The sequence below is a fragment of the Rhodopseudomonas palustris HaA2 genome, from assembly GCF_000013365.1.
GTDB lineage: Bacteria > Pseudomonadota > Alphaproteobacteria > Rhizobiales > Xanthobacteraceae > Rhodopseudomonas > Rhodopseudomonas palustris_J.
In genome coordinates, this window is sequence record NC_007778.1 from 681,116 (window position 1) to 696,257 (window position 15,142).

At 66.9% G+C, this 15,142-nt stretch carries 12 protein-coding genes; 6 read left to right on the forward strand and 6 right to left on the reverse strand.

Annotated features, from left to right (window positions below):
* The first annotated feature begins 242 nt into the window (after nt 1-242).
* From RPB_RS03080 to RPB_RS03090, 3 genes are all read left to right on the forward strand, one after another.
* A complete protein-coding gene (locus RPB_RS03080) occupies nt 243-1,262 on the forward strand; it encodes a lipid A deacylase LpxR family protein (RefSeq protein ID WP_011439507.1) in 1,020 nt (339 codons plus the stop codon).
* 178 nt (nt 1,263-1,440) lie between these two features.
* A complete protein-coding gene (locus tag RPB_RS03085) occupies nt 1,441-2,175 on the forward strand; it encodes a superoxide dismutase (RefSeq protein WP_011439508.1) in 735 nt (244 codons plus the stop codon).
* A 589-nt stretch (nt 2,176-2,764) separates the two neighbouring features.
* Nucleotides 2,765-4,453, forward strand: a complete 1,689-nt coding sequence (locus RPB_RS03090) for a methyl-accepting chemotaxis protein (protein ID WP_011439509.1) — start codon at nt 2,765-2,767, stop codon at nt 4,451-4,453.
* Between the two features lie 33 nt (nt 4,454-4,486).
* Here the strand turns inward: RPB_RS03090 and RPB_RS03095 are convergent, their stop codons facing one another.
* Entirely contained in the window at nt 4,487-5,425 is a 939-nt protein-coding gene (locus RPB_RS03095; RefSeq protein ID WP_011439510.1) for a LysR substrate-binding domain-containing protein, read from the reverse strand.
* 249 nt (nt 5,426-5,674) lie between these two features.
* Between RPB_RS03095 and katG the strand changes: the two genes are divergently transcribed.
* Nucleotides 5,675-7,873, forward strand: a complete 2,199-nt coding sequence (gene katG / locus RPB_RS03100) for a catalase/peroxidase HPI (RefSeq protein WP_011439511.1) — start codon at nt 5,675-5,677, stop codon at nt 7,871-7,873.
* A 482-nt stretch (nt 7,874-8,355) separates the two neighbouring features.
* Here the strand turns inward: katG and fabI are convergent, their stop codons facing one another.
* The 3 genes from fabI to fabA form a co-directional block, all read right to left on the reverse strand.
* Complete coding sequence (gene fabI / locus RPB_RS03105; protein ID WP_011439512.1) at nt 8,356-9,201, reverse strand: enoyl-ACP reductase FabI; 846 nt, start codon at nt 9,199-9,201, stop codon at nt 8,356-8,358.
* A 195-nt stretch (nt 9,202-9,396) separates the two neighbouring features.
* Nucleotides 9,397-10,623 carry a beta-ketoacyl-ACP synthase I gene (fabB, locus tag RPB_RS03115; RefSeq protein WP_011439513.1) on the reverse strand — a complete coding sequence of 409 codons (1,227 nt, stop codon included), beginning with the start codon at nt 10,621-10,623 and terminating at the stop codon, nt 9,397-9,399.
* Nucleotides 10,624-10,689: 66 nt separating this feature from the next.
* Nucleotides 10,690-11,220 (reverse strand): 3-hydroxyacyl-[acyl-carrier-protein] dehydratase FabA, encoded by a 531-nt coding sequence (fabA, locus tag RPB_RS03120; protein WP_011439514.1) that lies wholly within the window; start codon nt 11,218-11,220, stop codon nt 10,690-10,692.
* Between the two features lie 265 nt (nt 11,221-11,485).
* Here fabA and irrA point away from each other — a divergent pair, with 265 nt between their 5' ends.
* A complete protein-coding gene (gene irrA, locus RPB_RS03125; protein WP_433993732.1) occupies nt 11,486-11,968 on the forward strand; it encodes an iron response transcriptional regulator IrrA in 483 nt (160 codons plus the stop codon).
* Nucleotides 11,969-12,323: 355 nt separating this feature from the next.
* Here irrA and RPB_RS03130 read toward each other — a convergent pair whose 3' ends face one another.
* Nucleotides 12,324-12,803, reverse strand: coding sequence for an SH3 domain-containing protein (locus RPB_RS03130; protein WP_433993733.1), 480 nt, complete (start codon nt 12,801-12,803; stop codon nt 12,324-12,326).
* 330 nt (nt 12,804-13,133) lie between these two features.
* Between RPB_RS03130 and RPB_RS03135 the strand changes: the two genes are divergently transcribed.
* Nucleotides 13,134-14,135: a 2-hydroxyacid dehydrogenase gene (locus RPB_RS03135; RefSeq protein ID WP_011439517.1), complete on the forward strand. Its 1,002-nt coding sequence runs from the start codon at nt 13,134-13,136 to the stop codon at nt 14,133-14,135.
* A 202-nt stretch (nt 14,136-14,337) separates the two neighbouring features.
* Here the strand turns inward: RPB_RS03135 and RPB_RS03140 are convergent, their stop codons facing one another.
* Nucleotides 14,338-15,135 (reverse strand): HesA/MoeB/ThiF family protein, encoded by a 798-nt coding sequence (locus tag RPB_RS03140; RefSeq protein WP_011439518.1) that lies wholly within the window; start codon nt 15,133-15,135, stop codon nt 14,338-14,340.
* Between the last annotated feature and the right edge of the window lie 7 nt (nt 15,136-15,142).

A 15,142-nucleotide genomic window follows, 5' to 3' on the forward strand; every position in this document is an offset into this window, starting at 1 on the left:
GGCCGGACCGGCGCGAGATTGCCGCGCAACAGCAAGAATAGGTGATCAGGGGCGGCCGCGCAGGCTGCCCCTTTTTGTTGCAGTGAGTGGTGTCCGGGTCGGCTGGACGTTCGCAGACTGTGTCCGCCCAGCCACAAATCCCCACCGAACGGAACCCCATTGTGGTGCTGCGGAAGGCCGGCCTTGCGAACCGGGGGGCGTCATCCGATACTCGCCGCACGCTCCCGCGAGATCACACCGTCATGCGCCGTTGGACTGCCAAGCTCGCCACGGTCGTGATCGCGACCCTGCTGTCGCACGGCGCGCTCGCGCAGCGGGCGGTGCTGATCGGCGAGAACGATACGGTCGCGGATACCGATCGCGACTACACGTCGGGTTTCCGGCTCTCCTTCGTGTTCGACAATTTTTCGCGCGATCTGCTCGCCGGGCAGGCGTTCGATCTGGTTCGTCCCGCGCTGATCACCTATGGGTCGCCGAGCGGCTCGGTGCGGCAGCAGTTCGAATGGATCGCGCTGGCGCAGAACATCTACACGCCGGACCGCGACACCCGGGGCACCTACACGCCGGGCGTCGACCGCCCGTTCGGCGGCTGGCTCTACACCGGCTTCAGCGTTGCGCAGGAAACGGGTCGCCGCCAGCTCGATTCGTTCGAGCTGCAGGTCGGCGCGGTCGGCGGCAATGCGTCGCTGGCGCAGGCGGTGCAGTCGAGCTTCCACAGCGTGCTCGGCCAGGCGTCGCCGGTGATCAACGGCTACGAGCTGCGCAACGAGCCCGGCATCCTGCTGGCGTGGGACCGGCGCTGGAAATTCGGCACCGCGTTCGGCAACGGCTTCGGCGTCGACATCATTCCGTCGCTGGGTTTGACCGCCGGCAACGTCTTCACCTATGGCGAGGCCGGCGCGATCGTCCGGTTCGGCCGCGCGCTGTCGACCACCTGGGGCCCGACGGTGATTCGCCCCGGCGTGTCGGGCGCGAACTTCGTCAGCCCGGATCCGGATGCACCGTTCTGGGGCTTCTCGCTGTTCGGCGGCGCCCAGGCCCGCGGCGTCGCGCGCAACATCTTCCTCGACGGCAACACCTTCAGCAGCGGCCTGCATGTCAGCCGGGACGCCTTCGTCTACGATCTCGTCGCCGGCGCCGAAGTGTTCAACCAGGCCGGCTTCCTGGCCTCGCTGAGCTGGGTCCGCCGCTCGCGCGAATACACCACGCAGACCCGGGCCTATTCGGACTACGCGTCGCTCGCGCTGGCCTATCGTTTCTGACGATCGCGTTTCTGCACGGCGGGCGGCAGTGGCGACGCCTGGCGCTTCGTCCGTTGCCGCATCCATGTCATCTTCCGCTGCGCTACTCCGCCGCACCGGCGCCGTGGTTTCGTCGGAAACTGCGGTCGCCGACGGGCGTAGTTCGTCCACGGCCTCGCGCCGAACCGGAGGAATTCCCATGTCATTGCTGTCCCGACGCCGCCTGATCGTCTCCGCGACCGGATTCGCCGCTGCCGCCATGGCGGCGCCGCGCGCCGCCTTCGCGCAAGCGGCCGCAACGCCCGCCGGTCCGTTCACGCTGCCGCCGCTGCCCTATCCGGCCGCGGCGCTGGAGCCGCATATCGATGCCAAGACGATGGAGATCCATCACGGCAAGCATCACCAGGCCTATGTGAGCAATATGAACGGCTTCGCCAAGGACCATCCGAAGCTGGCGCAGATGTCGGTGCCGGACGTGCTCGGCAAGCTCGGCGACGTGCCGGAGGCGATCCGCACCGGCGTGCGCAACAATCTCGGCGGTCACGCCAATCACACCATGTTCTGGCAGATCATGGGCCCGAACGGCGGCAAGCCGAGCGGCGAGGTCGCGGCCGCGATCGATCGCGATCTCGGCGGCATGGACAAGTTCCAGGCCGATTTCAACGCCGCCGGCGGCAAGCAGTTCGGCTCCGGCTGGGTGTTCGTCACGGTGGGCAAGGACGGCAAGCTCGCGATCGAGGCCCGGCCCAATCAGGACACGCCGCTGATGGACGGCAAGCGCGTGCTGCTCGGCAACGACGTCTGGGAACACGCCTACTATCTCAACTACCAGAACCGCCGCGCCGACTATCTGAAGGCGTGGTGGAACACCGTGAACTGGAGCAAGGTCGGCGAGCGCTACGCCGCCGCCAAGGCCGGTACGCTCGGCGTCTGAGCCGCCATCGCGCAAGCGCCCGGCGCGGTTGGCCGACCGCGCCGGCGTGCTCCCGCCGCCCGCGTCGTGCTCCCGCGATTCGCGCCGGCCACACCGTGCATCACGCCGCGCGCCACCGCGTGGTCACCGGATGCGATCGGACATGCCCGTGATACATCTTCGTCGGGTGCGTCATTTCCACACATCCCTGCTCCGGCCGGCGTCGATGTCGCACCGGCCGCGCACGCACGCCACGCGTGTGCAAACCTGTCTTTCGAGTTAATCCGGACGCCGCGAATTCGCCCGCTCGTCGCCCGCGTATTGTATTGCGGGTGTCATTCATTGGGGGTTTCGAGCGCCGGCGACTCCGATCGCCCCCGAATGGGTCGCATCCCTGAGTTGAGTCACGCAACGGAACGAGTCCGACCGGGTGCGGCAATGATTTCATTCGCTGAAATCGGCGATGCGACAATTGAGCAGTAGTCCATTTTCGGGACTAGGCGATCGTTAAGTCATCGTTGTGATAGTCGCGCTGCAGGTAGTCATCACCATTGCTTGCCACCGCTCGACGGTCCATCTGGCCGCCAGGTTCTCACAGAGGCTCTCCGCAATGTTCTCGTTGTTCAAGCGCGCCGGCAATGCTCCGTCTCCCGCAGCGATTCTGGATGCGCTCAATCGCTCCCAGGCGATCATCGAATTCAATCTCGACGGCGTCGTGCTGAACGCGAACGAGAATTTCCTGGCGGCGCTCGGCTACTCGCTCGACGAGATCAAGGGCAAGCACCACAGCATCTTCATCGATTCGCAGGAGGCCAAGAGCGACGCGTATCGCCAGTTCTGGGCCGGTCTGAAATCCGGCCGATACCAGAGCGGAGAGTTCAAGCGGATCGCCAAGGGCGGCCGCGACATCTGGATCCAGGCCTCGTACAATCCGGTGTTGAACACCGACGGCGAGCCGATCTGCGTGGTGAAATACGCCACCGACATCACGCCGGCGAAGCGGCGGGCGATGGAGGATGCCGGCAAGATCGCGGCGATCGGGCGCGCCCAGGCGGTGATCGAATTCGCGCTCGACGGCACCATCCTCGATGCCAATCCCGGGTTTCTCGGCGCGATGGGCTACACGCTCGACGAAATCAAGGGCAAGCATCATTCGATGTTCGTCACGCCGCAGGAGCGCGCCAGCGCCGCCTATCGCGAGTTCTGGGCGCAGCTCAATCGCGGCGAATATCTCGCCTCCGAATACAAGCGGATCGGCAAGGGCGGTCGCGAAGTCTGGATTCTCGCGTCCTACAATCCGATCCTCGACGACACCGGCCGGCCGTTCAAGGTCGTCAAATTCGCCACCGACGTCACCGCGCAGAAGCTCGAGACCGCCGACCTCGCCGGCCAGATCGATGCGATCGGCAAGTCGCAGGCGGTGATCGAGTTCGGCATCGACGGCACCGTCCTGGTCGCCAACGACAATTTCCTCCACGCGCTGGGCTACACGCTGGCCGAGATCAAGGGCAAGCATCATTCGATGTTCGTCGAGCCGGCCGAGCGCGACAGCGAGGCCTATCGCAGGTTCTGGGCGGAACTCGCCGCCGGCAAGTATCAGGCCGCGGAGTACAAGCGGATCGGCAAGGGCGGCAAGGAAGTCTGGATTCAGGCGTCGTACAATCCGATCCTCGATCTCAACGGCAAGCCGTTCAAGGTGGTGAAATACGCCACCGACACCACCCGGCAGGTGCTGATCCGGCTCGGCAACGAGCGGGTGCGCGGGATGATGGAATCGGTCGCCGCCGGCGCCGAGGAACTGAACGCGTCGGTGCGCGAGATTTCCGAGGCGATGACAAAGTCGCGCGAGACGGCGCTGTCCGCGGTCGGCGAGGTCGACGCCGCCGACGGCCAGGCCAACCGGCTCAACGAGGCCGCGCAGGCGATGACCGGGATCGTCGAACTGATCGGCCACATCACCGGGCAGATCAATCTCTTGGCGCTGAACGCGACCATCGAATCGGCGCGCGCTGGCGAGGCCGGGCGCGGCTTCGCGGTGGTCGCCTCGGAGGTCAAGAACCTCGCCAATCAGGCCAAGCAGGCCACCGACAAGATCGGCGCCGAGATCGAGAATCTGAACGGCATTTCCGGCGACGTGGTCGGCGCGCTGGGCAAGATCAAGACCGCGATCCAGAACGTCAGCGAATACGTCACCTCGACCGCCGCCGCGGTCGAAGAACAGAGCACGGTGACCGGCGAAATGTCGTCGAGCATGCAGCGCGCCGCCGCCGAAGCCGCCGCGATGGCGGCGGGCGGCTGAGCCGAGGGATCGCTGCCGCTCGCCGTATCGCGATCAGGCTGCCGGCTGCGCCATGCTGCTGCGGCCGCCCACTCCCTCCCGCACCACCTCGCCCAGCGCTTCGAAGTCCTGGCGGCGCGGCGAGGTCTTGCGGAACGCCAGGCCGATGGTGCGGCCGGGCTGCGGCCGCCGCAGCCGCAGGAATTTCACCCTGGTGTCGCGGCGCTCGATCTCGGCGGCGATCTGCGGAATCAGCGTCACGCCGTAGCCGCCGGCGACCATCTGGATCACCGTGGTGAGGCTGGAGGCGCCGAACGTGGTGGTGCTGGTGCCGCCGATGGCGATGGCGCGGTTGCGCGCGGTGGCGCAGAACGCCAGCGCCTGGTCGCGCAGGCAGTGGCCGTCTTCGAGCAGGATCAGCCGCGACTGGTCGATCTCGTCGACCGCCACCGTCGCGGTCTCGGGCCGCGGGTCGTCGGCCGGCACCGCCAGCAGGAATTCGTCGTCGAACAGCGTGATCGCATCGAGCTCGCGGTTGCCGGCGGGCAGCGCCAGCAGGGCGGCGTCGAGTGCGCCGCTGCCGACCTCGGTGACCAATTGCCGGGTCTGGCTCTCGCGCAGCTCCAGCCGCAATTCGGGGTAGCGCTGCTGCAGCAGCGGCAGCAGCTTCGGCAGCAGATACGGCGCCAGCGACGGAATCACCCCGAGCGTCAGCCGGCCGGTCAGCGGCTGGGCGCGGTGGCGGGCGAAATCCACCAGATCGCGCGACGCCGTCAGCAGGTCCTCGCCGCGGCGGGCGATCTCGCGGCCGATCTCGGTCAGGAACACCTCGCCGGGCCGGCGTTCGACAACCTTGACCCCGAGCGTGCGCTCCAGATCGGCGATCTGCATCGACAGCGCCGGCTGGGTCACGGCGCAGGCTTCCGCCGCCCGGCCGAAATGGCCGAAGCGGGCGAGGGCGGAGAGGTAGCGGAGCTGACGGAGCGTCACCATAGACGATCAGATAATCTGATCGGTATCCAAAATCAATTCGACTGGACCTGATCGTAGAACTGATCCAGTCTGCGCGGGCCGGGCGACGCTGATCCAGCGGACAGCCGACGGCCAACACAACAGCATCACCCCAGGACGAGATGCCGCGGACGGCCCCCCGCGTCCGCGGCATTCCTGGCCCAACACCCACACTGTCATCACGCGTTCGAACGACGCGACCACACTGGCAGGCGACGACGGAGAGCAACAATGGACGCAAAGACGGACGACAAGGACGGCGGCAAATGCCCGTTCCCGCATGGCGGCGGGCGCGGGCGCCGGAACAGCGACTGGTGGCCGGAGCATCTCGACATCAGCCTGCTGCATCGCAATTCGACGCTGTCCGATCCGATGGGCAAGGGCTTCGATTACGCCCGTGAATTCGAGAGCCTCGATCTCGACGCGGTGATCAAGGATCTGCACGCGCTGATGACCGATTCGCAGGACTGGTGGCCGGCGGATTTCGGCCACTATGGCGGCCTGATGGTCCGCATGGCCTGGCATTCGGCCGGCACCTATCGCACCACCGACGGCCGCGGCGGCGCCGGCGCCGGCCAGCAGCGCTTCGCGCCGCTGAATTCGTGGCCGGACAACGCCAACCTCGACAAGGCGCGCCGGCTGCTGTGGCCGATCAAGCAGAAATACGGCAACAAGATCTCGTGGGCCGACCTCTACGTGCTGACCGGCAACGTCGCGCTGGAATCGATGGGCTTCAAGACCTTCGGCTTCGCCGGCGGCCGCGCCGACACCTGGGAGCCCGAGGAGCTGTTCTGGGGTCCTGAAGGCAGCTGGCTCGGCGACGAGCGCTACAGCGGCGAGCGCGAACTCTCCGACCCGCTCGGCGCCGTGCAGATGGGCCTGATCTACGTCAACCCGGAAGGCCCGAACGGCAATCCCGACCCGGTCGCCGCCGCCAAGGACATCCGCGAGACCTTCGCCCGCATGGCGATGAACGACGAAGAGACCGTGGCGCTGATCGCCGGCGGCCACACCTTCGGCAAGACCCACGGCGCCGGCGATCCGTCGCTGATCGGCGCGGAGCCCGAAGGCGGCGCGCTGGAGGATCAGGGGCTCGGCTGGAAGAGCAGCTTCGGCACCGGCTTCGGCGCCGACGCCATCACCGGCGGCCCGGAAGTGATCTGGACCCAGACCCCGACGCAGTGGAGCAACCACTTCTTCGAAAACCTGTTCGGCTTCGAATGGGAGCTCGACAAGAGCCCCGCCGGCGCCAAGCAGTGGAAGGCCAAGGGCGCCGAGGCGAATATTCCGGATCCGTTCGATCCGACCAAGAAGCGCCTGCCGACGATGCTGACCACCGACCTGTCGCTGCGCTTCGACCCGGCCTACGAGAAGATCTCGCGGCGCTTCCTCGAGAACCCGGATCAGTTCGCCGACGCCTTCGCCCGCGCCTGGTTCAAGCTGACCCATCGCGACATGGGCCCGAAGGTGCGCTATCGCGGCAAGCTGGTGCCGAAGGAAGACCTGATCTGGCAGGATCCGATCCCGCCGGTCGATCACGAGCTGGTCGGCGACAAGGACATCGCCGCTCTCAAGGCGAAGATCCTCGGCTCCGGCCTGTCGGTGTCGCAGCTGGTCTCCGCGGCGTTCGCCTCGGCCTCGACCTATCGCCACTCCGACAAGCGCGGCGGCGCCAATGGCGCGCGCATCCGCTTCGCCCCGCAGAAGGATTGGGAGGTCAACCAGCCGTCCGATCTCGCCCAGGTGCTGAGCAAGCTCGAAGCGATTCAGAAGGAGTTCAACGGCGCGCAGACCGACGGCAAGAAGGTCTCGCTCGCCGATCTGATCGTGCTCGGCGGCTGCGCCGCCGTCGAGAAGGCGGCGAAGGACGCCGGCACCGACATCCAGGTGCCGTTCACCCCGGGCCGGATGGACGCGCTGGAAGAGCAGACCGACGCCGACTCGTTCAAGGTGCTGGAGCCGCGCGCCGACGGCTTCCGCAACTTCATCGGCAAGCGCAAGCAGTACATGTCGCCGGAAGAATCGCTGGTCGATCGCGCGCAACTGCTCAACCTGACGGCGCCGGAAATGACGGCGCTGCTCGGCGGGCTGCGCGTGCTCGGCGGCAATGTCGGCCACACCACCCACGGCGTGTTCACCGAGCGGCCGGAGAAGCTGACCAACGACTTCTTCGTCAACCTGCTCGACATGAAGACCGCCTGGTCGCCCTCGGCCACCACCGAAGTCGTCTATGAGGGGCGCGATCGCAAGACCGGCGAACTGCGCTGGACCGGCACCCGCGTCGACCTGATCTTCGGCTCGCACTCGCAGCTGCGCGCGCTCGCCGAAGTCTACGCCCAGTCCGACGCCCAGCCGAAGTTCGCCCGCGACTTCGTCGCCGCCTGGACCAAGGTGATGAACGCCGACCGCTTCGACATCGTCGCGAAGTAAGCGAAGCTGATATCAAGACGCGAAAGGGCGGCCTCCGGGCCGCCCTTTTTGCGTGGGTGGGTATCGAACTAACGCCGTGCCCGCGGCGCCCTCACCCCCGCCCTCTCCCGCAAGCGGGAGAGGGCGCGCGCCGCGGCCGTTGCGCCGCGTCGCCTAACTCATCAACGTCAGAAGCAGAGGTGTGGCCCCACCCCGACCGCCGCCGGACTCCCTCTCCCGCTTGCGGGAGAGGGCTGGGGTGAGGGTGAGCCGAGCACGGCGCCAATGACGAGTTGCGTAAGGTGGGCAAAGGCGCGCAGCGCCGTGCCTACGCGGACTCGTCGCGTCTGCTTTCGATCGGCGCCGCAACTCATCCGCCGTCATCTTGAGGTGCGAGCGCAGCGAGCCTCGAAGGATGGGCCGCTTGCACCCGTCGCTTCATCCTTCGAGGCGCGCAAGGGCGCGCTCCTCAGGATGACGGATGGGGCGTGGCAGCGCCGGCGCTACTCGCCCTTCGCGGCGCGTTGTTCGGCGGCGGTTTCGGCTTCGTCGACGGTCTTCAGCGCCTCGGGGTGCGGCATCGAGATGATGTTGTAGCCGGAATCGACGAAGTGCACTTCGCCGGTGACGCCGTTGGACAGCCCCGACAACAGATACAGCGCCGAACCGCCGACGTCCTCGATCGACACCGTGCGGCGCAGCGGCGCGTGGCGGAGCTGGTAGTTGAACATCATCCGCGCATCCGCGATGCCGGCGCCGGCCAGCGTCCGCACCGGACCGGCCGAGATCGCATTGATGCGGATGTTGCGCGGGCCGTAGTCGGACGCGAGGTAGCGCACGCTGGCTTCCAGCGCCGCCTTGGCCACGCCCATCACATTGTAGTTCGGCATCACCCGGGTGGCGCCGCCATAGGTCAGCGTGATCATGGTGCCGCCGCTCTCCGGCATCAGCTCGGCGGCGCGCTTGGCGATCTCGGTGAAGGAGAAGCAGGAGATCACCATGGTGCGCGAGAAATTTTCGCGCGTGGTGTCGGCGTAGCGGCCCTTCAGCTCGTTCTTGTCGGAGAAGCCGATGGCGTGGACGATGAAATCGAGCCCGCCCCACTTCTCGTTCAGCGTCGCGAACACCGAATCGACGCTGGCGATGTCCTCGACGTCGCAGGGCAGCACCAGCTCGGCGTTCAGCGACTGCGCCAGCGGCTTGACCCGCTTGCCGAGCGCCTCGCCCTGATAGGTGAAGGCCAGCTCGGCGCCGTGCGCCGACAGCGTCTTGGCGATCCCCCAGGCGAGCGAATGATTGTTGGCGACGCCCATGATCAGGCCGCGCTTGCCCTGCATCAGTGATTGCATGTGGTTCTCTGGCTCCGCCGCGCATTGGGCTTGCTCCCTCGCCCCGCTCTTGCGGGGAGAGGGTTGGGGTGAGGGGCTCTCCGGCCCGCGACTGCTGCTGGCGAGGTGAGGGCAGTGCCCGGCCCCTCACCCGACCTTCGCGCTGGCGCGCCAAGGTCGACCTCTCCCCGCGCAGGGCGGGGAGAGGTTAAATAATCACGCGTCCAGCCGCTTGAACACCAGCGTCGCATTGGTGCCGCCGAAGCCGAACGAATTCGACAGCACCGCGCCGAGCTGGGCGTTGTCGATCCGCTTGCGCACGATCGGCATGTCGGCGAAGGCCGGGTCGAGCTCGGTGATGTTGGCGCTCTCGCAGATGAAGCCGTTCTGCATCATCAACAGCGAATAGATCGCCTCCTGCACGCCGGTGGCGCCGAGCGAATGCCCGGTCAGCGCCTTGGTGGCGGAAATCGGCGGGCATTTGTCGCCGACGCCGAACACGTTGCGGAGCGCCTGCAGTTCCGGCGGGTCGCCGGCCGGCGTCGAGGTCGCGTGCGGGTTGATGTAGTCGATCTTGATGCCGCCGGTGGTGGCGAGCGCCATCTGCATGCAGCGCTCGGCGCCTTCGCCCGAGGGCGCCACCATGTCGTAGCCGTCCGAGGTGGCGCCGTAGCCGATGATCTCGCCGTAGATCTTGGCGCCGCGCGCCTTGGCGTGTTCCAGCTCTTCCAGCACCAGCACGCCGGCGCCGCCGGCGATCACGAAGCCGTCGCGCGACACGTCGTAGGGGCGCGACGCGGTGGCCGGGGTGTCGTTGTACTTGGAGCTCATCGCCCCCATCGCGTCGAACAGCACCGACAGCGACCAGTCGAGTTCCTCGCAGCCGCCGGCGAACACCACGTCCTGCTTGCCCCACTGGATCAGCTCGTAGGCGTTGCCGATGCAGTGGTTGGAGGTCGCGCAGGCCGACGAGATCGAGTAGTTGACGCCCTTGATCTTGAACCAGGTGGCGAGCGTCGCCGACGCGGTCGAGCTCATCGCCTTCGGCACCGCGAACGGGCCGACGCGCTTCGGGCCCTTGGTCCGCGTGGTGTCGGCGGCCTCGACGATGGTGCGCGCCGACGGGCCGCCGGAGCCCATCACGATGCCGGTGCGCGGATTGGAGATGTCTTTCTCCTCCAGCCCGGAATCGGCCAGCGCCTGTTCCATCGCGACGTGGTTCCACGCCGCGCCCTCGCCGAGGAACCGCATCGCGCGGCGATCCACCACGTCGGCCGGATTCAGCGACGGCAGGCCCTGGACCTGCGAGCGGAACCCCAGCTCGGCGTGCTTCTCGGCGCGGGTGATGCCCGACTTGGCGTCGTGCAGACTCGCCAGCACCTCCTGTGTGTTGTTTCCGATCGATGAGACGATCCCCATCCCCGTGACAACAACCCGTCTCATGCTCGCCTCGTTCATTGCTTGTCGTTGGTCGAACCGGGACGGCTCGAACGGATTTCGGTGCTTAGCCTAGACGGCAGGCTGAACTGCGGCGTCCTGCCTGAACAGACCGACTTTCAGATCCTTGGCGCGATAGAAAATCTCGCCGTCGGCCGCCATGGTTCCGTCGGCGATGCCGAGCCACAGTTTCGACCGCATCACCCGCTTGACGTCGATGTTGTACACGACCTTCTTGATGTTCGGCTGAACCTGGCCGGAAAATTTCAGCTCGCCGAGGCCGAGCGCGCGGCCGGGGCCGAGGCCGCCGGACCAGCCGAGAAAGAAGCCGACCAGCTGCCACATCGCATCCAGCCCGAGACAGCCCGGCATCACCGGATCGCCCTTGAAGTGGCAGGCGAAGAACCACAGGTCCGGGTTCACATCCAGCTCGGCGCGGATCAGCCCCTTGCCGTGCTCGCCGCCGCTGTCGTTGATCTCGGTGATGCGGTCGAACATCAGCATCGGCGGCAGCGGCAATTGCGCGTTGCCGGCGCCGAACAGTTCGCCGCGGCCGCAGGCCAGCAAGTCTTCGTAATCGTAGCTGGAACGACGGTCCTGCATGCAGCTCTGCCTCTTCAGTTTCCCGGACTCCGGCCGCGACAGGGCTGCTCCAGCCCCCGCGATCGAACGGTCGGCGCCCGCCCGTTCCTTGTGCAACGGCGGGTGCGCGGCGGTGTCTAACATAGGCACATGACCGGTCAAAGCGGCACCTCCGTATTCCTCCTTAAGTCAAACGTCCGAGGGGTTCTAGTTGCGAGGCGCTTGCACGCTATTGGAATGCTTCCTATAGTCAAAAGATCGAACATAGAGGATTGCGGACGTGGATATCGGTGATCGTGCGACATATTCGAGAGAGGACCATGTGACCTCGGCGCATGCTGTCGAGCCTCACCTCAATGGTTGCCCTTGGCATGACGTCAACGAGATGCTGCAGTCGGTCGGCCTGCGTCCGACCCGTCAACGCATGGCGCTGGGCTGGCTGCTGTTCAGCAAGGGCGACCGCCATCTCACCGCGGAAATGCTGTACGAAGAGGCCAGCCAGGCCAAGGTCCCGGTGTCGCTGGCGACGGTCTACAACACGCTCAACCAGCTCACCGATGTCGGCCTGCTGCGTCAGGTCAGCGTCGACGGCACCAAGACCTATTTCGACACCAACGTCTCGGCGCACCAGCACTTCTATCTCGAGAACAACCACGAGCTGATCGACATTCCGGATCAGCACGTCGCGCTGCGGTCGACCCCGGAAGTCCCGGACGGCTACGAAATCGCCCGCGTCGACGTCGTGGTCCGGCTGCGCAAGAAGTCCTGAGCGGTCTGTTTCGAGCTATTCCAGAAGAGATTGTGACGTCCTCGTGACTTCGTAGGGGTCGGCAGCGGCGCATGGCGCCGTGCCTGCGTTTTAGGCAGACGCCCGCCGTTCCGAGCCGCCGACTCCGCCCCCGTCGCGCCCCCACCCCAACCCTCCCCCGCAAGAGCGGGAGAGGGAGCGCGCCGTGCGCGTTGCCGCGTGTGGAGGTCGCCGCGAGTCGCAGCCTGCTCCCTCTCCCGCTTGCGGGAGAGGGCCGGGGTGAGGTCGCCGCGAGTCGCAGCCCGCTCCCTCTCCCGCTTGCGGGAGAGGGGTGGGGTGAGGGCGACGCGAGTCGCAGCCTCGCGCGACAATCAGCTCACTTCACCTGCTCGTCGGCGTAGACGCCCCACAGCCGCTGCTTCTCGATCCAGCCGTCGAAACCCTGGCCGGCGATCCGGCACCAGACCGCGTCGCAGCGCTTGATCTGCGCCACCACGCCGGCCTGCAGCCGCGCCGCCACCGCGCTGTCGGTCGAGGCGCTCTCATACAGCGTCGCCAGCTCGTCCTTGTCCTTCATGGTGATCACCGCGGTGCGGCGGCCGGACAGCAGCGAGTGATACACCCAGCCCTCGGCGCCTTCCGAATCGCGCACCCGCCGCCAGTTCTCGAACTCGGCGGTGATCTCCACCGGCAGCCCGGCGCGGGTGTAGACCCAGGCGACGTCGTTGTCCTTGGTCGGGCCGATCCGGACGTTGACGTGATCCGACTTGAGACTGACGTAGCGCGGCACCGGCAGGCCGCTGGTCGACAGCGGCGAATCCTTCGCAGCGAATGACGGCGCCGCCACACCTACCATCGCACCTGCGAACAACAATCCTGCGATCGGTTTCGTCAGCTTCATCGACACGCTCTCCACTCGAATGATGTGCGCGGCCGCTTCGATGAAGCCCCAAAGGTCCCTGTCCCGGGGTCCGTTTCCCGGGGTCCTTGTCTTGGCGCGGTCTTCTGCTAGAGAAGGCCGCAAGGCATCCGGTAACCCCAAGGTGGTGAAGGGACCGATCGGAAGGGACTTGGCCAAACAGACTTGGCCGACTTGGCCCCCTGCGGTCGCGCTGCAGCGGGAGTGTCGAACAGCTGGGTTAATGCGGACTAAACAGTCTCGCCAGACTCGTCAGAGAGCGGTTGAATGTCGGTGAAGAAAAAGCCTCTGGTCGTCGTCACCCGCAAGCTTCCGGACTCGATCGAAACCCGGATGCGTGAACTGTTCGACGCGCGGCTCAATCTCGACGACGCGCCGATGTCGGCCGAGCAGCTCGCCGACGCCGCGCGCACCGCCGACGTGCTGGTGCCGACCGTCACCGATTCGATCACCAGCGAGATGTTGAATCAGCCCGACTGCAAGCTGCGGCTGATCGCGAATTTCGGCAACGGCATCGACAATATCGACGTCGCCGCCGCCCATGCCCGCGGCATCACCGTCACCAACACGCCGAAGGTGCTCACCGAAGACACCGCCGACATGACGATGGCGCTGATTCTCGCGGTGCCGCGCCGGCTGATCGAAGGCGCCGCATTGCTCACCGACGGCGGCGAATGGCCCGGCTGGTCGCCGACCTGGATGCTCGGCCGCCGTCTCGGCGGCAAGCGCCTCGGCATCATCGGCATGGGCCGGATCGGCCAGGCGGTGGCGCGCCGCGCCCGCGCCTTCGGGCTGCAGATCCATTATCACAACCGCAAGCCGGTGGCGCCGCGGATCGCCGACGAACTCGGCGCGACCTATTGGGATTCGCTCGACCAGATGCTGGCGCGGATGGACATCATCTCGGTGAACTGTCCGCACACGCCCGCGACCTTCCATCTCTTGTCGGCGCGCCGTCTGAAGCTGGTCCGCAAGGACGCCTTCATCGTCAACACCGCGCGCGGCGAGGTGATCGACGAGGAGACGCTGACCCGGCTGATCGAGAGCGGCGACATCGCCGGCGCCGGCCTCGACGTCTACGAGCACGAGCCCGCGGTCAATCCGAAGCTGGTGCGCCTCGCCAAGCACGGCAAGGTGGTGCTGCTGCCGCATATGGGCTCGGCGACGATCGAAGGCCGCGTCGAGATGGGCGAGAAGGTGATCATCAACATCCGCACCTTCCTCGACAACCACAAGCCGCCGGATCGCGTGCTGCCGGGGATGCTGTAGCCGCGCTCGACTCCACCGCCGTGCCCGCGAGCCCTCACCCCAACCCTCTCCCGCAAGCGGGCGAGGGGGCTCGCCGTGCGCGTTGCTGAGTTTGAGACTGAACAAAACCATTCGAACCGCATGCGGCCGGACTCCCTCTCCCGCCTGCGGGAGAGGGCTGGGGTGAGGGCGACGCGGGCAGTGAGTCCGCAATACCGTCCCCTCAATGCGCGCTGAGATCGACGATGCGCGCCATATCCCCGTTCAGCGGATTGGCCGGATCGCGCGCATAGCGCAGCGTCTCGAATCGCATCGCGCGGGCGTCGATCATCAGCAGCCGCCCGACCAGCCCCTCGCCGAAGCCGACGATTTCGCGGATCGCCTCCAGCGCCATCATCGAGCCGAGCAGGCCGGCGAGCGCGCCCATCACGCCGGCCTCCTCGCAGGCCGGCACCGTGCCGGGCGGCGGCGCTTCCGGAAACAGGCAGCGATAGGTCGGGTTGGGCTCGCCCTGCGCATTTTTCTCATGCGCCCGGATCGTGGTCAGCGAGCCGTCGAATTGGCCGAGCGCCGCGGTGATCAGCGGCTTCTTTGCGATGAAGCAGGCGTCCGACACCAGATAGCGCGTGGCGAAATTGTCCGAGCCGTCGAGCACCAGGTCGCAATCGCCGATCAGCCCCAGCGCATTCGCGGAGGTGAGATGCGTCGGATGCGGCACCACCTGCACATGCGGATTGAGCGCATGAATTCGCGCCGCCGCGCTGTCGACCTTGCGAGCGCCGACATCCGGCGTGGCGTGGATCACCTGGCGCTGCAAATTCGACAGCGACACCACATCGTCGTCGACGATGTGCAGCGTGCCGACGCCGGCGGCGGCCAGATACATCAGCACCGGCGCGCCGAGCCCGCCGGCGCCGACCACCAGCACCCGCGCGCGCCGCAGCGCCGCCTGCCCCGGCCCGCCGACCTCGCGCAGCACGATATGGCGGGCATAGCGTTCGAGTTCCTCGGCGCTCAGCATGGTCGGG